Annotated in this window: 12 protein-coding genes; 3 read left to right on the forward strand and 9 right to left on the reverse strand. The window is 71.0% G+C overall.

Translation table 11 applies throughout. The features are described from left to right. The first annotated feature begins 142 nt into the window (after positions 1–142). Entirely contained in the window at positions 143–595 is a 453-nt protein-coding gene (locus K7472_RS29965; protein ID WP_222982028.1) for an SRPBCC family protein, read from the forward strand. Between the two features lie 138 nt (positions 596–733). On the opposite strand, the gene K7472_RS29970 is transcribed toward K7472_RS29965, so the two are convergent. From K7472_RS29970 to K7472_RS29995, 6 genes are all read right to left on the reverse strand, one after another. Continuing rightward, on the reverse strand, positions 734–994 hold the full coding sequence (locus K7472_RS29970) for a hypothetical protein (RefSeq protein WP_222982031.1): 261 nt from the start codon (positions 992–994) through the stop codon (positions 734–736). A gap of 157 nt (positions 995–1,151) precedes the next feature. Continuing rightward, positions 1,152–1,466 carry an STAS domain-containing protein gene (locus K7472_RS33555; RefSeq protein ID WP_308014146.1) on the reverse strand — a complete coding sequence of 105 codons (315 nt, stop codon included), beginning with the start codon at positions 1,464–1,466 and terminating at the stop codon, positions 1,152–1,154. Positions 1,467–1,528: 62 nt separating this feature from the next. Then, the gene (locus K7472_RS29980) at positions 1,529–3,751 is read right to left on the reverse strand and encodes an RICIN domain-containing protein (RefSeq protein WP_308014147.1); all 2,223 of its coding nucleotides are present in this window, start codon (positions 3,749–3,751) and stop codon (positions 1,529–1,531) included. Between the two features lie 379 nt (positions 3,752–4,130). Then, positions 4,131–7,691: a carboxylic acid reductase gene (gene car, locus K7472_RS29985; RefSeq protein ID WP_222982033.1), complete on the reverse strand. Its 3,561-nt coding sequence runs from the start codon at positions 7,689–7,691 to the stop codon at positions 4,131–4,133. A 148-nt stretch (positions 7,692–7,839) separates the two neighbouring features. Further along, positions 7,840–8,550: a FadR/GntR family transcriptional regulator gene (locus K7472_RS29990; RefSeq protein ID WP_222982035.1), complete on the reverse strand. Its 711-nt coding sequence runs from the start codon at positions 8,548–8,550 to the stop codon at positions 7,840–7,842. 64 nt (positions 8,551–8,614) lie between these two features. Then, positions 8,615–9,235: a TetR/AcrR family transcriptional regulator gene (locus K7472_RS29995; protein ID WP_222982037.1), complete on the reverse strand. Its 621-nt coding sequence runs from the start codon at positions 9,233–9,235 to the stop codon at positions 8,615–8,617. Positions 9,236–9,301: 66 nt separating this feature from the next. Between K7472_RS29995 and K7472_RS30000 the strand changes: the two genes are divergently transcribed. Then, the gene (locus K7472_RS30000) at positions 9,302–11,542 is read left to right on the forward strand and encodes a 2Fe-2S iron-sulfur cluster-binding protein (protein ID WP_222982039.1); all 2,241 of its coding nucleotides are present in this window, start codon (positions 9,302–9,304) and stop codon (positions 11,540–11,542) included. Positions 11,543–11,595: 53 nt separating this feature from the next. Here the strand turns inward: K7472_RS30000 and K7472_RS30005 are convergent, their stop codons facing one another. Continuing rightward, entirely contained in the window at positions 11,596–13,119 is a 1,524-nt protein-coding gene (locus K7472_RS30005) for an FAD-dependent monooxygenase (protein WP_222982041.1), read from the reverse strand. A 115-nt stretch (positions 13,120–13,234) separates the two neighbouring features. Between K7472_RS30005 and K7472_RS30010 the strand changes: the two genes are divergently transcribed. After that, a complete protein-coding gene (locus tag K7472_RS30010) occupies positions 13,235–13,720 on the forward strand; it encodes a MarR family winged helix-turn-helix transcriptional regulator (protein WP_222982043.1) in 486 nt (161 codons plus the stop codon). A gap of 387 nt (positions 13,721–14,107) precedes the next feature. On the opposite strand, the gene K7472_RS30015 is transcribed toward K7472_RS30010, so the two are convergent. Beyond that, on the reverse strand, positions 14,108–16,306 hold the full coding sequence (locus tag K7472_RS30015; RefSeq protein ID WP_222982045.1) for a ricin-type beta-trefoil lectin domain protein: 2,199 nt from the start codon (positions 16,304–16,306) through the stop codon (positions 14,108–14,110). Positions 16,307–16,408: 102 nt separating this feature from the next. Continuing rightward, positions 16,409–18,454, reverse strand: coding sequence for a serine/threonine-protein kinase (locus K7472_RS30020; protein WP_222982047.1), 2,046 nt, complete (start codon positions 18,452–18,454; stop codon positions 16,409–16,411). Positions 18,455–18,497 lie beyond the last annotated feature (43 nt).

Raw genomic sequence — 18,497 nt, forward strand, 5'->3', positions numbered from 1 at the left:
AGCGCCTGCGCGACCAACTCCTCACGGAGGCCTGACACCGGGCGGGACGCTACGGGGGTGGTGCAGGCGGCAGGTGAGCGGGCAGGAGTGGCTCAGCGCACCCGTGCCGGTGCCGTTCACCGAGAGATGAGAGGTAGTGCTCGTGTCGCAGGTCGAGGAGTCCATCGAGGTCAGCGTTCCCGTCAGTGCCGCCTACAACCAGTGGACCCAGTTCGAGGACTTTCCCCGGTTCATGGAGGGCGTCGAGCGGATCGAACAGCGGACCGCGACCCTGACGCACTGGAAGACGAAGATCGCCGGTGTCGAGCGGGAGTTCGACGCGGAGATCACCGAGCAGATCCCCGACGAACGAGTCGCCTGGACCAGCATCGGTGGTCAGGCCCGGCAAGCCGGTGTGGTCACCTTCCACCGCATCGACGACACCACGACCAAGGTCATGCTCCAGCTCGACTACGACCCCGAAGGACTGGCCGAGACCGTCGGCGACAAGCTCGGCTTCGTCAAGCGCCAGGTCACCGGGGACCTGAAGCGGTTCAAGGAGTTCGTGGAGTCCCGGGGTGGCACCGAGACCGGCGCCTGGCGCGGCAGCGTCTGACCGGCAGCCAGGCGGTTCGTACGTCTGCGGGCCGGGCCACTACAGGCCCGGCCCGCGGTGCGGCGTGTGAACGAGAGCGTCGGCGCGCCGGCTCGGAGCATTGCGCCGTGGCGCGCACCGGCTCCGGGAGCAGCGCGCTCATCCGCCGTGTTGATCAGGGGCAGGGTCGTGTTCGTCGGGACCAGGCCGTTTGCCCACCCGCACGATGACCGCGTCCGGCTGGCCCTGGCGCTCGGCGAGGGCGCGCGCGGAGGCGAGCAGCTTCCTCGTTCCGCAGTGGTCGAAGACGGTGAAGAACAGATGGCGGCCGCCCGGAATCTCCATGACGACGGTCCGCTGACGCCACAGCGGCAGCGCGCGCACCCACCAACGCCATCGGCCCTTCGTCTTGACCACCACCCCACCAGGATCCACCGGGGAGACCGCGGGCGCGCGCCGGGCAGAGTGGCCACCCGCGCGCACCAAGCCCATCGCCAGGACGGCGGCCGAATCCGGCAGCGTCGCTACCGCGAGTCGCCCGGGCGGATGGTGAAGGCGCGGTCCAGGCCGACGAGGGTCAGGGTGCGCAGGGTGTTGCGGGGGCGGCGGCGAGGATCACTTCGGTTCCGGCGGCCTGGGCGTGCTGCCGCGCCGCCAGGAGTGCGGTGATGCCGGTGGAGTCGCGGAATTGCAGGCCGGACAGATCGAGTACCAGTTCCTGGCCCGGCACGAGAGTGAGGTGTTGGACCTGTTCGCGCAGGGCGAGGGAGTGCTTGTAGGAGGCGTGAACCACGTACAGCTCGCGCGGCACAGCGCCCAGCAGCCGACAGGCGTGGGCGCGGGAGGTCACGCGGGGCCACGGCGCGGGCGCCTCCGGCCAGTCCTCGCGCACGAAGGACCGCGCCGTGGGTGAATCGTCGGCCGGTACGGCTGGCGCCGTACCGGCCGACGCGGTCACTGCTGGCCGAGACTCCAGTGCTGGAGGGCGGAGGAGGAGGGCGCCTGCTGGGTGACCGGTGAGCCGTCGGAGGAGGAGGCCGTGGTCAGGAACAGTCCGCTCTTCACCGAGGCGGCGGTGTAGGTGCCGTCGGACTGCCGGGTGAGGGTCCAGTGCTGGTTGGTGCCGCCGGTGCAGGTCCACTGGATGACGGCGGCGCCGGCACTGGTGGAACCGCCGTCGACGTCGGCGCACAGGCCGGATTCGGCGTTGACCAACTGGTAGGAGCCGTCGGAGTTCTGGGTGAACTTCCAGTTCTGGTTGGCTCCGCCGTTGGTGGTCCAGGTGTCGAGCTGGACGCCGGTGGTGGTGGAGTGGTTGGGGTCGTCCAGCGCCTTGCCGCCGATGGAGAGGGTGTGGGTGCCGGTCAGGCCGACGGGGGCGGTGCCGGAGGCGGTGATGGTCAGGGTCTGCTGAGCGGCGGTGCGGCCGCCTCCGACCGGGTTGCCCGAGTTGTCGGTCCAGGTGCGGACCGGGGTGGTCTCCGAGAGGCGGCCGCTGGTGGCGGACAGGGCCAGCGCCAGGCCGCTGTAGCGGTTGACGAGGCGGTAGGAGCCGTCGGTGTCGGTGATGATCCACCACTGCTGGCCGGTGCTGGGTCCGCCCGGTCCGGCGGCGCTGACGGAGAGCGCGGCTCCCCACGCGCGGCCCGCGGTGCCGCCGGAGTCGACGCCCAGCAGCTGTCCGGTGGAGGCGTTGGCGATGCGGTACGAGCCGTCACCGTTCGCGGTGAACTGCCAGTTCTGCAGAGCCGAGCCGTTGCCGGAGGCGGCCGATGTGGTCGTGGACGCACCGGAGTTCTGCGCCAGGACGCGACCGTTGCCGTTGGCGATCGTGTAGGTCTTGGCCGGGTCGAAGGGCGAGGCGGCGCGCGTGGCGTTGTCCACGGTCACGTTGACGTATTCCGAGTCGCTGCCGCCGGAGCAGCCGTAGGAGCAGTAGGAGCGGAAGGACTTGCCCACGACGGTGGAGCTGGTCTTGTTGCCGCTGTCGAGGAACCAGCGGTACCAGGAGGCGGTGTGGTAGCTGCCGGTGTCGCCGATGGGATACCACTTCTGGGTGGCGAGGTTGTCGGTGGCGTAGTACTGCTGCGGGGCGTTGCCGCTCTGGTCGACCGCCTGCGGCTCGCCTATGTAGAGGCCGAGATAGGCGTCGTAGGTGATGTCCATGACGAACAGCGGGGAGGTGGAGGGCATCTTCCCGGCAGCGATCTGCTGCTCGGCGGTGCCGGAGTTGGCCGGGTTGTAGTCCTGCGACGGCGGGACGTAGCCGTTGGGGGCCCCGGAGCCGACGGGGACGATGTCGCTCTCCTTGCCACCGGCGCCGGGTTGCGACCAGGAGCCGTCGTACCACTTCTGCCAACTGCCGGGCGCCATCTTGCCGCTGATCGGGGCGCGGGCCACGTGCTCGTAGAACGCCACCCAGCCGCCGGACTTGTCGATCACGCGGGAGCCGTAATAGACGTAGAAGTACCCGGAGGCGGCGTCCACGTACAGACGCTGGTCGCCGTCGCCGTAGTAGTACGTCTGGTTCGGGAACGCGGCGGTGTCGCCGCGCTTGGTGCTGTAGGGCGACGTGATGACGTGGGACTTGATCGTCCAGTCCTTGCCCTGGTCGGTGGAGACGGCGTAGTCGATGGCGTCGTAGTGCAGGCCGTCGCCGAAGGGCTGCGGGGTGAACTCGTTGTGGACCAGGCCGTACCAGTCACCGGTGTCCGGGTCGACCCAGGTGCCGATCAGGTCGCAGTAGTTCTTCTGCGCGTAGCCCGAACCGCTCGGCGCGTAAGTGGCCTCCTTGCCGGTGGGGCTGTTGTTGCACAGCGTCGTCGTGTCGGGGTTCGTCCCCGCGTCGCTGATCGCGCTGGAGCGGGTGGCGGAGTCGAAGGTGCCGCCCGTGTAGAAATCCCACTCGCGGGCGTCGTTCGCCCCGTAGTCGGCGGCGGACTGCTGGAAGTAGAAGGTGCCGTCCTTGTCGATGTACGGACTCGCCGGTGAGTCGGTCGGGGACGACCAGGTCCCCTTGGCGCCGACGGTGACGGAATAGCCGCTGGTGGGAGGCGTGGCCGAGGCCGGCGCGGCGGCAACGAGCGCGCCGCTGCCCAGCAGCATGGCGGCGACGGCCGTGGCGACGGAGCCTGCCCGCCGTCTTCCGGCCCGGCGGACATGCGGGATGAGGGACACGACGGACTCCTTCATTCGAAGCGGACTCAAGGCGGCGCTCCCGCGACTGCGGTTCCCGGACCGCCGCCCGGACGGGTGGGGTGCGACGCACTGGGAGGACACCGGCGCTCAGGACGAGGTGGGGGCGGAGCGTGCGAAATGAGGGAATTGCCATGGCTTGATGAGTGGAACTGCTCAGTAGAACTCAGAAGTGAACAGTTTCACACACCGCGCATGTGCAAGGATGATGGAACCGGGGTGAGGCGATGTCAACCCTCTGTGCCAGGGCCCCCGCGCGGGGACCCACCCCGCTCCCGCGGAGAGGCCTGCTTCGGGGGCCCGGTTGACCGGGTCGAAGCCGGTCGCCCGCACACCTTCGCAGGTGTGCTCGTGGGATCGGCTACAGCAGATGGTGCGATCGAAGGTCCGCCGCGTACTTGGTGATCAGGGCTCGCGACAGGTGGGGGATCGCGCCGTCCTTGTCGGGGGCGGCGGTTCGCACTGCCTCGCGGAAGCGGTCGGACGGCAGGGCGGGGCCGGGCAGGAGTTCCTGCGGCCTGGTGAAGGCGTGCAGCAGGGGCAGCAGCGAATGCTGTTTCTGACGGTCGGGCAGGCCGCGCAGCGCGGTCTCGAAGCGGTCGAACCACTCGTCGTAGTCGTGGACGCGTGCCAGCGGGTGTCCGGCCGCCACCAGCCAGTCGACGAAGGTGTCGAGTGAGATCCCGTCGTCGTGCGGGTTCACGACGTTGAAGGTCCGGTACCCCTCCCGTGTGTCGTCGCCCAGCGAGGCGATGGCCTGCGCGGTGAAGTCCACGGGGAGCGCGTCGTAGTGGCCGTTGCCCTCGCCTACCCCCCGGCCGTAGAAACTGCCCGGGGCGATTCCCGTCGCCAGCAGGCTCAGCACGAGGCGTGTGAACACGTCCGGGAGGTTCAGCTGACCCCGGTAGCGCGGGTGCGCGAGGATCAGGTTCGAGCGGAACACCGCGACCGGCAGGCCGAACGTGTCGTGCGCCTCGCGCAGCAGCACTTCGCCCGCCCACTTGCCGGCCGCGTAACCGCTCGCGTATCCGTTCGCGAAACCGCCGTCGAGGTCGCGTTCCGCGCAGGCGGTGCGGATGTCCGCCGCCTCGTCGGCCGCCGCCCCGGACCCGGAGACAACGGCGACCGTCGACAGGTAGGTGAACTGCTTGAGCCGGGAGGTGACCGCGAGCCTGATCAGTTCGGCCGTCCCCAGCACGTTGGGGCCGAACATCTGGTCGTACGGCAGGACATGGTTGACGAGCGCCGCCGGATGAACGATCAGGTCCACGGTGTCGGCCAGCCGCTGCCAGGTCTCCTCGCCGAGTCCGAGGTCCGTCTCCCCGACGTCACCGGCGACCACCTCCAGGTGGTCCGCGGCCACCTCGCGGTAGCGCCGGAGGAGTTCCGGATCGCCGCTGTCGAAGGCCGCGTCGAGGCGGGCCCGGGCCGACGCGTCGGTGGTGCCGCGGACCACGCACACCAGTGTGCCTCCGCGTTCCGCGACGCGCTCCAGCCATTCGAGGCACAGGAAGCGGCCCAGGTAGCCGTTGGCGCCGGTCAGCAGGACGGTCCGTGCCTCGGGCAAGGGGCCGGCGGGTGTGCCGTTCTTCGCGATGGTGTCCGTGTCGAAGAACGCCTCCAGCGTCAGGTCGCCCGCCCGGAGCCGCGTCGCGTTCGGTCCGTGGACGCTGTCGGCGCTCGGGCGCCGGTGTGACGACGCGAGAGCCGCTTCGACGTGATCGGCCACCTGCTGGAGCGTGTTGACCGGATGGGTGACGACGCCGACGGGGACGTCGACGTGGAAGATCTCCTTCAGCAACTGGGAGAACGACAGCGCGGAGAGGCTGTCACCGCCGAGGTCGAGGAAGCGCGTGCCGGGCTCCACCTCGGCCTGTGGGTGTCCGAGAAGCGCCCCGGCGCACCGCAGGACGGTCTCCCGTACCGGCCGGGACGCACCCGCCTGGCGCAGTGCCCGGAGTTCGTCGCTCTCGCGCTCGGTCAGCTCGGCGTACAGCGCTTCGAGCCGCTCGCCGTAGCGCCGCGTCAACGCGGGACGCAGCGGCTTGCGCATGCCGGAGAGCAACCCGTTCTCCTGGCTGAACGGCTCGGTCTCGATGAGGAAGTCCCTTGGTATCTCGTAGGAGTTGAGGCCCGCCTCGGTGGCGAGGCGGCGCAGGGACTCGTGCAGGACCGGCCGGAGCCGCTGGGCATCGCCGTCGACGCCGTCGAGCGCGTCCTGCGTGGGTACGACGACCGCGAGCAGGTAGGCACGGGCACTGCTGCCGTACACGAAGACCTGCCGGATCACCGGACTGCCGGTGAAGAGGGCCTCCAGACGGGAGACGGCCACGAACTCGCCCTGGGACAGTTTGATGACGTGGGAGCGGCGGTCGACGTACACCAGCTCGTCGGGGCCGACCTGGGCCATGATGTCGCCGGTGCGGTAGAAGCCGTCCTCGTCGAAGACCTGGGCGGTGGCATCCGGTCGCCGGAAGTAGCCGGAGACGAGGCGGTCGGACTTGACCAGCAGTTCGCCCCTCGGGTGCGGCGAGTCGGTGCCGAAGTATCCCAGCTCGGGCACGTCCGCCAGTTTGTAGTCGGTCACCGGCGGGCGCAGCACCCGGCCGTCCAGCAGGACGATCCCGGCTTCCGTCGACCCGTAGCCGTCGAACATCCTCACGCGCAGGCAGCTCTCGGCGAACGCCGTCATCTCCGCGCTCAGCGGGGCCGAGGCGTTGGCGGCCCACAGGAGACGGCCGCCCAGGGTCCTGTCCCGCAACTCCTCCTTCACACGGCCCGCCCGCTCGGCCGCATCGCCTCCCGCATCGCCTTCCGCCTCGGTCCGGCGGGTCAACTCGTTCTGGTAGCGCTGGAAGAGCATGTCGCAGATGCGGGGCACCATCAGGAACTCGGTGGGACGCACCAGGGAGAGGTCCTCGAAGAGGGTCGACAGGTCGCTCGACGCCACGAAGCAGGCGATGCCCCCCTTGGCGAGGGTGCCGAACAGCACGCCCCGTCCGACCATGTGGCTCAGCGGCATGTAGTTGAGCGCGATGGACGGTCGTGTCTCCTGGTCGGGCACGACGTCGACCCAGAACCGCGTGGCAAGACGCTGGCTGTACATGGCCCCCTTGGGGGTGCCCGTGCTCCCCGAGGTGTAGATCAGCGCACTGAGCGCGTCGACGTCGGCCGCCGGTCCCTCGGGGCTGCGGGGAGCCGGAGGCAGGGTCCTGCCTCGCTCGATGGCGGACGCCAGCGTGTCCAGGGTGATGTCGCGTCCCTGCGCCGCGAGTTGGCGTCGTGCGGTCTCCAACGCGTCCTGATGAGCGGTGACGTCGGGATGGTGGCCGAGAACGAGGATCCTGCCCAACGACGGTGCGTCCGCCGCGACGTGGAGCGCTACGTCGAGGTGTGCCACGTCGACCGCGAGCAGGCGCGGACCGGACTGCGCGACGATGGGGGCCAGTTGCTCCGCCGAGGCGCCGGCCTGGAGGGGGACGCTCACCGCACCGGTACGAACGCACGCCAGATCCACCATTGTGTACTCGGCGCTCGTGGGGCCGAGAATCGCGACGAAGTCGCCCGGGCCCACGGCACCGTCGGGGTGGTGGTGCCATTCGGCGGCCACCGCGCCCACCCGTTCCCACAGTTCGCCGTAGGTGATCGTGTCGTACCGCCCCAGCAGGCGCAGCGTGGTGCGGCCCGTGTCCGGGTCGGTGACCGGCTCTCTGGCGCGCTCGCCCAGGGCGGGGCGGTCCGCGTACCCCTCCATCACCGTGGCCACGAGGTCGGCGAGCGGCAGGCCGGGCCGCCGGATCGCCTCGGTGACGGCGTCCAGGGGCGCGGCGGCGCGGAACTGCGGATCCGTCGCGTACAGGTGGGCGCTGCGCTGTGCGGTGGCCGCGCTGAGCTCGTCGGCCGGGGTCTGCACGACAGACATGAGGGGACTCCTCTGCGGTGTTAAGGACTCGTTCATGTGGCGGGATCTTCACTTCTCGGGGCGAGGGCGAGGGCGGACGGGGAACGGTTGGATGCCAACCCGCTACCAACCGGCACCGACAGGTGTCATCCGGTGCCTGGGCGGGAGCTCACCGTCCCTCCGGCTCCCGCGGTGTCCCGGCCTCGTGGTCGCGGGTGAGCTGGACGATCGCCGCCGCCGCGTCACGGGCGCCGCCCGCGTCCTGGGCCTCGATCGCGTCGACGAGTCGCGTGTGCAGCCGGGCGTGCTCCTCGGCGCCCGCGACGTCCCAGGGCAGACCGCCCGGGGAAGCGGTGAGCGCCGTGCCGAGGTAGTCGTAGACCTCGATCAGGAGATCGTTTCCGCTCGCCCGCACGACGGCCCGGTGGAACAACGCGTCCACACTCGCGGCCGCGGACCGGTCCCGACCCGCGCAGGCCGCGTCCGCGTCGACCAGCAGTTCTCGCAGTTGGCGCAGCTGATCCTCATCGCGACGCAGAGCGGCGGCCCCCGAGGCGTACTCCTCCAGGACGGTGCGCAGTTCGAGCACGTTGTCCCGCTCCGCGGAACTCGCCCGCCGCACCATGACCGACTGGAGTTCGCTGGACGCGCGGACGTAAGTGCCGTCCCCGATACGGGATTCCAGCAGGCCCAGGTGCACGAGCGCGCCGATCGCCTCCCGCAGCGTGCTGCGGCCGACCCCGAGCTCCTCCATGAGGGCCTGCTCCGGCGGGATGCGGGTTCCCACCGGCCAGCCGCCTGCCTCGATGTGCGAGCGGAGGCTGTCCACGAGCTGCGAGGCCAGACTCGCCGTCCTGCGCGGTGTGTTGATGCGCTTCATGGACCCACACTATACAAACATCAGACGTTTGAACATCCGACGCTGCCGAGTCCGCTCCGGACGGCTACCGGTCGCCGCGCAGGTATCCCGTGATCATGGCGACCAGCTCCGTCTCCAGCTTCTCGACCTGGACGGGACGCGGGGTCGCCATGAGCTTGTGGGTGTTCAACTCGATGGTTCCCACGACGAGTTCCGCGGCGACGTCGAGGTCCGGCACGTGGACGTCCGGGTGACGGGCGAGCGCGTCGCGCACCTGCCGAACCCGTGCCGTGCCGTGCCGGTCGATCGCTTCGATCAGGTCGCTGGAGACCGGCGCTTCCTCGATCATGATGCGCAGGAGTTGCGGGTCGTCGCGGTGGTGGTCGATGGCATCGCGAACCAGGGACTCCACGGCCTTCCGCAGGCTGCCGGGCGTCAGGTCCAGTGCGGCGGCGCCCGCCCAGGCGCCGCGGTCGACGTGCCGCACCAGCAGCTCGGCGAGGATGGCGTCCTTGTTCGGGAAGTACTGGTACAGCGAACCGATGGACATGTGGGCGTGCTGGGCGATCCGGTTGGTGGTGCCGGCGGCGTAGCCGTGCTCGGCGAAAACGTGAGCAGCGGCGGTGAGGATCCGTTCGCGGGTGAGTTCGGCGCGTACCTGTTGTGGCTTGCGACGTGGGGCGAGACGGCGGTCGGAGGAGGTCATCCGTGCTCCTTCGGGACAGCGAAAAAGCGAGTGGTCAGGACGTGAGCTTTTGCTCAGAATAATGTCATGAGCTGCGGAAACGAGGCAGGGCATGACACGGTGAGTGCGGTGCGCCGGATCTCCTCCGCGGAGGAGGTCGAAGCGATCGTCGGCCGCCCGGCTGCGATGATCACGCGCAAGCAGATCGGCGTCCTCGACGCGGGCTGCCGCGGGGTGCTGGAACACAGCCCGATCGCGGCCTTCGGCTATCGGGACGCCGACGGCATCGCCCGGACCACCTTCGTCGGCGGCACCCCGGGTTTCGCGCGCGTCCACTCACCGAAGCGGTTCTCCTTCTCCGTGCCGGAGCCGCACGTCTCCTCCGTACCGGGGCCGCACGTCTCCTCCGTGCCGGAGCCGCACGTCGCGCCCGGTCCGGTCTCGCTGTTCTTCCTGCTGCCCGGTGTGGGCGAGGTACTGCGTGTCAACGGCACCGCGGTCACCCACAAGCGGGGTGAGACGGCCGTGGACGTCAACGAGGCGTACGTGCACTGCGCGCAGGCCGTCATCCGCTCCGGCCTGTGGGAACCGCCCGCCCCGCCCCGGGCGGCCGAACCCGTAGCGGGCGAAGGCCCGTTGACCGGTCCCGGCGTCGGCGACTTCCTGGCCGCCGCGCCCTTCCTGGCCCTCTCCTCCTGGGACGCCCACGGCGGCAGCGACACCAGCCCGCGCGGAGAACGGCAGACGGTGGCCCGGATCCTGGACGGCCGCACCCTGGTCCTGGCCGACCGCAAGGGCAACAAGCGCGCGGACACGCTGCACAACCTGCTCCAGGACGACCGGTTGTCCCTCGCCGCGCTCGTCCCCGGCCGCAGCGGCGTCCTGCACGTCCACGGGCGAGCCGCGATCACCGACGACGCCGCCTTGCTGGAGACGATGGCGCTGCGCGGTGTGCCACCCCATCTCGCGCTCCTCATCGACGTGGAGTACGCCGAGGTGAGCGGCAACGACGCCGTCTCCGGTGCGCGCCTGTGGACCCCCGAAGGCCGCACCCGTCACGGCCGGGCACCCGACATGATGGCCCTGGGCGGCGCCCATCTGGCCGCCAACTCGGCCGAATCCGGGCGCGCTTCGGCATGGCTGATCAAACTCCTCACCTCCGTCCCGGGAGTGACCCGGCTGATGCGGAAGGCGATGGACCGGGCCTACGTCTCCGGTCTGCGCAAGGAAGGTTACGAGGACGTCCGGGCCCCCGTCGCCCCCCACCGCGACGACGCGCCCCGGGAGGAGGCGGAGAACCCGCTACGGCCTGTGCGTATCCGGGACATACGGCAGGAGACGCCCACCACCCGAACCCTCGTCCTCGAGGACGCGGCGGGGGAGGCCCGCCCCTTCACGTTCCGCCCCGGACAGTTCTTCACCCTGGTCGCGGACCTCGACGGCTCCCCGGTCCGGCGCGCCTACTCGGCCTCCTCGGTCCCCGGCGCGCCCTACCTGGAGCTCACCGTCAAGCACGTGGAGGGCGGTCACTTCTCCACACACGCCCACCGCGTCCTGCGTCCCGGTGACCGCCTCGCCGTACGCGGCCCCTCCGGGACCTTCCACACTCCGGCCTCCGCCCCCGGCCACCTGGTGCTCATCGCCGCCGGCAGCGGCGTCACCCCCATGATGAGCATGATCCGAACCCACCTGGCCGACCCGGAACCGCCCGTCAGGATCGACCTGCTCTACAGCAGCCGCGGTCCCGAAGACATCATCTTCGGCGAGGAGTTGACCCGTTTGGAGAAGGACCGGCCGGGCCGTCTGACGGTCACTCACGTCCTCACTTCCCGCGACGGCCGGCTCGACGCCGAAGGCATCCGTCGATGGGTGACCGGCCTTACCCCGTCCGGCAGCGCACACCACTTCGTCTGCGGTCCCGAGGCGATGATGGACACCGTCCAGGACGTCCTGCGCCGACTCGGCGTGCCGGACGAACGCACGCACCAGGAACGCTTCAGCGGTGGCGTGACCACCTCCGCCGTCGTGGCACCCCAGGAGATGAGGATCGAGAAGAACGGCAGCCTCCTCGGGTCGGCCGTGGTCGAGCCCGGCCAGACGTTGCTCGACGCCGGTCTCGCCACGGGACTGCCGATGCCGTACTCGTGCACGGTCGGCAGCTGCGGCGAATGCATGGTGCGCCTTCGCAGCGGAGAGGTCGCGCAACCCGAGCAGACCTGTCTGACCCCGCAGCAGAGGGCCGAGGGTTACGTGCTGGCCTGCGTCGGCTGCCCGTTGTCCCGCGTGACGCTCGACATCGGCGATCCGCCGGGCCCCGACGAACCCTGAGGCGCAAGGGGCACCGTGGCCGGATGTCCCTTGCGCCTCAGGGGAGTCGTGGGTCACAGGCCGTTGGTGGAGAAGAGGGCGAGCACGGCGGGCAGGTCGGCGGCCGGGCGGCGGGCGGCGATGTAGCCGTCGGGGCGGATGAGGACGAGTTCGTCCCCGGTGGACTGGTAGGCGTGGTGGGCGTGGCCGTCGGTGTCGATGACGGTGGCGGGCCCGGTGGCGTCCGGGTCGGTGGTCACACGGAAGGTGCGCAGGCCGCTGGGGGTCTGCGGGACGGCTGCGGTTCCGAAGGACAGCAGGGTCCAGTGGGGGCCGCGCTGGAGGTCGAACAGACGCACAGGGCGGCCGGTGTCGGCGTCGGTGCAGGGCGCGTCGGGGGCGCGACCGCCGGCGCCGGGGCCGTGGGTGAGGGCGCTGTCGTGGTAGGCGACGCGCAGGCCGGTGGTGTGCTCGTCGGTCAGACCGCGCTGCGCGGACGTCCCGTCGTTCGCACTGGTCGCGCGCATGACCTGGCCCAGGCGGGCGGTGCTGTCGTCCAGGACGGCGCGGGCGACGGGGCGGCGCTCGTGTTCGTAGGTGTCGAGCAGCGCGGGGTCGGCGCCGTCGAGGAGGGCGGCGAGTTTCCAGCCGAGGTTGTACGCGTCCTGGATGCCGGTGTTCATGCCCTGGCCGCCGGCGGGGGAGTGGATGTGGGCGGCGTCTCCGGCCAGGAGGATCCGGCCGGTGCGGTAGTGGTCGGCCAGCACCACGTTGATCCTGTAGAGGGAGAGCCATTCGGCATCCTGGATCCCGACCCCGGGCACGGCGGCGCGGGCGGCGAAGATGCGGCGGAACAACTCCAGTGACGGCGCCTCGGGCTCGGCCTCGTCGGTGGGGATGGACGCCTGGAACTGCCACAGGTCGGTGCCGGGCAGCGGGAACAGCGACAGAAGGCCGTCCTCCTTGCTGGTCCACAGGTGCTGGCAGTCCCGCGAGAGCCCGGTCACCCGCACGTCGCCCAGGTGCCAGCGCTGGTCCGTGAGCGAGACGCCGCGCAGTTCGATCCCGGCCAGTGCGCGCACGGTGCTGCGTCCGCCGTCCGCGCCGACGACGTAGCGGGCCCGCACGGTGTGGCTGCCCGTCGCGGTCTCGACGGTGGCCGTGACGGTGTCGCCGTCGTGCTGGAGGCCGGTCACCTCGCTTCCCCAGTGGATGGTTCCGCCGAGTTCGGCCAGGCGGTCGCGGAGGATCCGCTCGAACTTCGGCTGGGAGAGCCAGACCGGCGGGTAGGGGGCCTCCGGGGTGGGTGTCCCGTCGGCGAGCTCCACGGCTTCGGAGATCACCCGGGCGTGGTCGTAGCGGCGGGTGGGGATGTTCACCTTGCCCTGGGCGAGGACGCGGTCGACTATGCCGAGGTCGTCGGCGACCTCCAGGGTGCGGGGCTGGATGGTCTTGGCGCGCGAGGCGGTGCTCGGGGTCGCGGACCGCTCCAGGAGGCGGAAGCCGACGCCGCGCCGCGCCAGCTCGCAGGCGAGGGTCAGGCCGGTGGGGCCCGCGCCGATGATCAGGACGTCGGTGGTGGTGGCGATCGCGTTCATGGCGTTGGTTACCTACCTTAGGTATCATGTTTCTGGACGGAGGCGATCCCTGTCGGGGTCGGCTTCGAGAACGACAATATACCTACGTTAGGTATCTAACAAGGAGGTGCGGCGCATGGAATCGCGTAGCAACACGGCCGCGGGACTGCTGCCGACGATGCTCCAGCTGCGGACCCTGCTCAACCGGGGGCAGTTGTACGAGCTGGCCACCAAGGCCGCCGGGGTGGCGCTGGACCGGCCCGCCATGACGATCCTCGTCGTCCTCGACGCCGCCGGAGAGCCGTTGAGGGTCGGCGAGATCGCCACCCGCATGCAGGTCGTCGGCCCCCACGTCACCCGCCACCTCAACAACCTGGAGAAGCAGCGGATCATCCAGCGCGTTCCCGACCCGGACGACCAGCGGGCCCGCCTGATCGCCCTGACGCCCACGGGGCAGCGCCTCGTCGACCGCTACACCGGTGTGATCGAAGGCTGGTTCGCCGCCGCGCTGGCCGAGTGGCCCGCCCGCGACCGCACCGAACTCGCGCGCCTGCTCACTCGCCTGTCCGCCGACCTGACCACGCAACTCGACGCTGTCGCCGCCGGAGCCGGGAGCGGCTGACGCGCTCGTCTCGACAACGCCCGTGCCGTCGTCGGTGTTTCAGCCAATCCTGGCTGAACGCCGCTCTCGGCGCCGCAAGGGTCCGTGCACCGCACACCTTCCTCGAACCGCTCAAGTCCGGGGTCCACGAGCCGTCTCAAAGACATGTGTTCGAAGGCCGGGGTGGGGTCGTTGTACCCGGTGAGTCCGCCCGGACCCTGGAGGAGGCAACGATGACATCCGAACTCGTCCCTGCCCTCCTGCTCCTTCAGCGCTGCAATGCCCGGGCTGCGAAGCGGAGTTCACCGACGGGACGCCGCTGCACACCGCGGTGCGCACAGCGGGCTTCCGCCCGCCCACAGCCGTGGCCGCCGTCTCCAGGACGACGGCCACGGCCGCGTTGCTTCCTCAGTCGGTGAACCTCAGCAACTGCGCCGAGGCCGGACGGGTGTCCGCCTTGCCCGGGCCCGAGTTGTTCCAGTCGCGTTGCGGTGCGGTGACCGCCGGGCCGGAACCGAGGCTGAGGGCCAGGCCGCTGTAGCGGTTGACCAGCCGGTACGTGCCCGTGGGGACCGAGGGGCCGCCGGACGGCGCGGAGCGCATGACCTGCTGGATCGACCACTCCTGCCGCGCGGACGGATCGGCGGCCGCGCGGGACAGTGTGGTCGGGGTGCCCCAGGCCCTGCTGCTGACGCCCAGGGCCTGGTGGGTACGGGAGTTGACGACGGTGAAGAAGCCGTCACCGGTGCTGGTGAACGTCCACTTCGCCGTCGGGCCGACGCGGTCGGCGGTCGTCAGGCCGTCGCCGGACTGGGCCAGCAGCCGTCCGTCGGACGCCGTGATGCCGTAGGAGGCGCCGCTGCGCACCGGCAGCGCCGGCCGTTCGGCCGCCGTCTTCGCGGTGATGGTGACGTCGGAGTACTCGCCGTCCCCCGTGGAGCAGTAGTACGCGCAGTAGGAGCGGAAGGTCTTGCCGAGCACCTGCGAGGCGGTCAGGGTCTTGGAGTCCAGGAACCAGCGGTACCAGGAGGCGTTGGGCAGCGAGGTGACGCTTCCCATGTCGGTCCACTGCTCGGTGGCCAGGTCCTTGGTCGCGTAGAAGTGCAGCGGCGCCTTGGTGTTGGTGTCCTGCGCGAGGCTGTTCTGCGGTGTGCCGATGTACTCGCCCAGGTACGCGTCCCACGCCACGTTGAGCACGGCCAGCTGCGACTGGGCGGGCATGGTCCCGCCGCTGGACTGGCTCTGCACGGTGCCGGGGTCGCCGGGCTGGTAGTCCTTGGCCGACGGGACGTAGCCGGTGCCGCCGCCGTCGGCGGGGATCAGGTCGCTCTCCTTGCCACCGACGCCCGGGCTGGTCCACGAACCGTCGTACCACTTGTGCCAGGAGGAGGGCGCCATCTTGCCGGAGATGGGGGCACGGGCCACGTGCTCCTCCCATATCTCCTTGTCGTCGGCCTTGTTGAGCACGCGGGTGGCGTAGAAGGCGTAGAAGTAGCCGGTGCGGTCGTCGACGAACAGCCGCTGGTCGCCGTCGCCGTAGTAGTAGGTCGACTGCGGGTACTGGCCGGTGTCGTCGCGCTGGGTGCTGTACGGCGAGGTGATGACGTGGCCCTCGATGGTCCAGGTGTGCCCCTGGTCCTTGGAGACCGCGTAGTCGATGCCGTCGTAGTGCAGGCCGTCACCGAAGGGCTGCGGGGTGAACTCGTTGTGCACCAGCCCGTACCAGTAGCCGGTGTCCGGGTCGACCCAGGTGCCCAGCAGGTCGCAGTAGTCGCGCTCCGCGTAACCGGAGCCGCTCGGCGCGTAGGTGCTCTCCACGCCCGTCGGGCCGTTGTTGCAGCGCCAGGTCGTGTCGTCGTTGCGGTCCTGCGGGTTGGCCGGGTTCACCGCGCTGCTGATGGGATTGAGCGTGGCGGTGTCGAAGTCGCTGCCCGAGTAGAAGCTCCACTGCCGCGAGTCGGTCTTCCCGTAGAGGGAGTGGGACTGCTGGTAGTAGAACGTGCCGTCCTTGTCGATGAACGGGTACGCCGGGGTGTCGTCGGTGTTCGAGAAGGGTACGGGCTTGCCGGCCGACAGGTCGTACCGCGCGCCGGGCGCGGTGGCCGCCGTCCAGCGCTGGCCGTCCTGGGTGGCGTCGCACGCGTCGAGCCCTACGGCCGCCCCGGCGGCGATCGAACCACCTTGCACGGCAAGGCACTTGCCGGACTCGGCGGCGAAGACGGTGCTGTCGGGCAGGTGGCTGAAGTGCTGCCCGGCGGCCCCCGTGGAGCAGGAGTCCAGCCGGACCGGTGTGCCGTCGGCGGTCGCGTCACCGGGGATGTCCAGGCACCCGCCGGTCGTCCTGACCTCACCACCGCTCGTCCACGTCCACTGCTGCGTGGCCGACCCGTCGCATCCGGCGAGGCGCACACCACCGGATCCGCCGCCGTCCAGGCACTGCGAGCCGATGGTGATCGTGCCGGAGCCGGTACTCGTGGCGTTCGCCACCGCGCCGGCCGATGGTGCGGCGGCCAGCGCGGACAACGCGAGCGCGAACGCCGCCGGGACACCTGCCCAGCGCAGGCCCGCCCTGCTCGTCGATACGCGCCTCGCGTCGGTCCGCCTCATGCCACTTCGTCCCGCGTCGACCCGCCTCATCCCACTCCACCTCGTGCCGGTCCGCCTCATGTCATGCACCTCATCGCGGTTCTCCTTTCCGTCGGATCGGGCTCACCATTCGATGACCAGCCACCCTCGATGGGGGACCGGAGGCTCTCCGTCGAGCCGACTGCCCGCGGGCACCGGTTCGGCGAGCGGGGTCAGCAAGGTGGCGTGGACCTCGTCGGGCGGCGCCGGGAAGTCGACGCGTACGGCCGCCGGATCGGCGCTGCCGTTGGCCACGGCGAGTCGGTGGACGCCATCCTGATGCTGCGTCAGATGTGGGATCAGGTACGGGCCACCGCTGACCAGTGGGAGTCGTGGGTGGGCGGCTTCGAGGAAGCGGACCATCGCGTGCGCGAGTCGCTGCCCGTCGTCGTCGCGGGCCAGGTCCTGGGGCCGGGTGGCGGCCAGCACCATCACCCTGCCCCCGAGGTCGTTGACGAAGCCGCAGCGTCCGGCGCCCCAGTGCGCGCCGTCGGCGGTCACCACCCGGGTCCACACCGTCGCGCCGTCCAGCGGTTCCAGCCTGGCCAGCGCCGGCTGGAGGTTGACGCTCAGCCCGGTGCCCTCGGACACCCCGGCGTGAGCGGCCTGCGCGGTCACCCGCTCCATGGCGTACGGGCCCGGCTCGGCGTCCTGCTCGCGTGCGACCGTCTCCGTGACCCGCACGCCGGTCCAGCGGCCGAAGCCGCGTTCGTCGAGCACGGCCGCCGCGACCCCGTCGAGCAGCAGTCCGCCCGACAGCATCCGGCGCACCTCCTCGTCGTCGAAGGCCCAGGCGGCCGCGCCGAACAGGGCCTGCACCGGGGCGGGCCGAGGGGTGACCGGGATCCCGTAGCGCAGCAGGAAGTCGGCGGCGGGCTGCGGGTCGGCGGCCAGCTCGTCCAGGGCGCGGTCCGCGGGCGGCGCGCCGAGCGCCGGGTCCACCAGCAACCCGTTGCCCCGGGCGGCGCCACCGGTGCGTATCCGTGCCGCGGTGTCCTGGCGGAACGGCAGGCCCACGCCCAGGGCGTCGGCCTCGGCGGACCGCCGGCGCGCGATCCAGTCGAGCGCCGGGCGGGAGCGGCGCAGCATCGCGCCCACCGCCGGGTAGCGCTCGGCACGGCCGCCGTACGTCGGATGCACGTTGAGCAACAGCGCGTCCGATCCGGCCAGTTGGGTGGCCACCATCTCCGACCAGGTCTGCGTGTCGGACTTCGACCAGGCGGTGTGCGGCCAGTTCTCGATCTCCGGCTCGCTGTCCACCCCGGCGGGACGCAGATGCCGTTGCGCCTCCAGCATCCACACCGAGTAGCTCAACTCCCGCCCGGGGGCGTCGGTGTAGGGCGCGAAGTGCGGGCGGTGCACCGGGGGAAGGCCGTCGGAGGTCAACGCGTCGAAGAGCGCGGCCCAGTCGCGGCCCTCGACCGAGGCCGGGCCCAGCCGGGAGCTCATCAGGCCGAGCCGGGAGCGGCCACCGGAGCGTTCCGCGACCTCCCGGGCGACCATCGTTGCCACCTCCATCTGGGCGTCCCGCCAGACCTGTTGGAGCATGGCGCGCAGCGGGTGGGGCGGGCCCGGCGCGGTCAGGGCGGCCACCGCCCGTTCACGGGTGACCGGCTCCCCGGCGAGCACGGCCAGCCGTTCCAGCATCAGCGGCTCGAAGCCGCCGCCCCAGTCGAGCGGCAGGTGGTTGTGGAAGCGGAAGTCGTCCTCCAGCCACAGGACACGGAAGCCGAGTTCGGCGAAGCGCCCGTAGTGTCCACGCAGCCAGGCGCGCCAGCGCGGGCAGGCGAACGACGCCTGGGTGGTGGCCACTTCGCCGCCCGGCGAGACCATCGGCGCGAAGCCGAGGTCGTCGCGGCGGCCGCGGTCGGTGTGGCCGGTGGTCACCCAGGGGTTGAGGCTGACCTCGATCCCGGAAGCCACCAGCACCTCGCGGGCCACCGCCGCCGTCTCGAACCAGCGGTCCTCGGCCGCGCCCGCCAGATGCCCGGTGTGCACCTCCTCGGCGCCGATCAGCAGCACGACCTCCGCCACGCCCGCCTCGGCGCACTCCTTCGCCAGCGCCCCGGCGTCCGCCGCGACGTCGGCGGACGGGTGGATCTGGAACCGCAGGTGGTATCGCGCCGTCATGGCGTCCTTCCTCGTACGACGCTCGCGCCCCGTGGGACGCCCC

Origin of the sequence: Streptantibioticus parmotrematis (assembly GCF_019890615.1) — a bacterium.
GTDB classification, from domain to species: Bacteria; Actinomycetota; Actinomycetes; order Streptomycetales; family Streptomycetaceae; genus Streptantibioticus_D; species Streptantibioticus_D parmotrematis.

What these genes read in the sequence shown, in the direction of transcription:
- car (WP_222982033.1), bottom strand. Translation starts at nt 7,691, where the DNA reads ATGTCTGTCGTGCAGACCCCGGCCGACGAGCTCAGCGCGGCCACCGCA.
- K7472_RS29990 (WP_222982035.1), bottom strand. Translation starts at nt 8,550, where the DNA reads ATGAAGCGCATCAACACACCGCGCAGGACGGCGAGTCTGGCCTCGCAG.
- K7472_RS29995 (WP_222982037.1), bottom strand. Translation starts at nt 9,235, where the DNA reads ATGACCTCCTCCGACCGCCGTCTCGCCCCACGTCGCAAGCCACAACAG.
- K7472_RS30000 (WP_222982039.1), top strand. Translation starts at nt 9,302, where the DNA reads ATGAGCTGCGGAAACGAGGCAGGGCATGACACGGTGAGTGCGGTGCGC.
- K7472_RS30005 (WP_222982041.1), bottom strand. Translation starts at nt 13,119, where the DNA reads ATGAACGCGATCGCCACCACCACCGACGTCCTGATCATCGGCGCGGGC.
- K7472_RS30010 (WP_222982043.1), top strand. Translation starts at nt 13,235, where the DNA reads ATGGAATCGCGTAGCAACACGGCCGCGGGACTGCTGCCGACGATGCTC.
- K7472_RS30015 (WP_222982045.1), bottom strand. Translation starts at nt 16,306, where the DNA reads ATGAGGCGGACCGACGCGAGGCGCGTATCGACGAGCAGGGCGGGCCTG.
- K7472_RS30020 (WP_222982047.1), bottom strand. Translation starts at nt 18,454, where the DNA reads ATGACGGCGCGATACCACCTGCGGTTCCAGATCCACCCGTCCGCCGAC.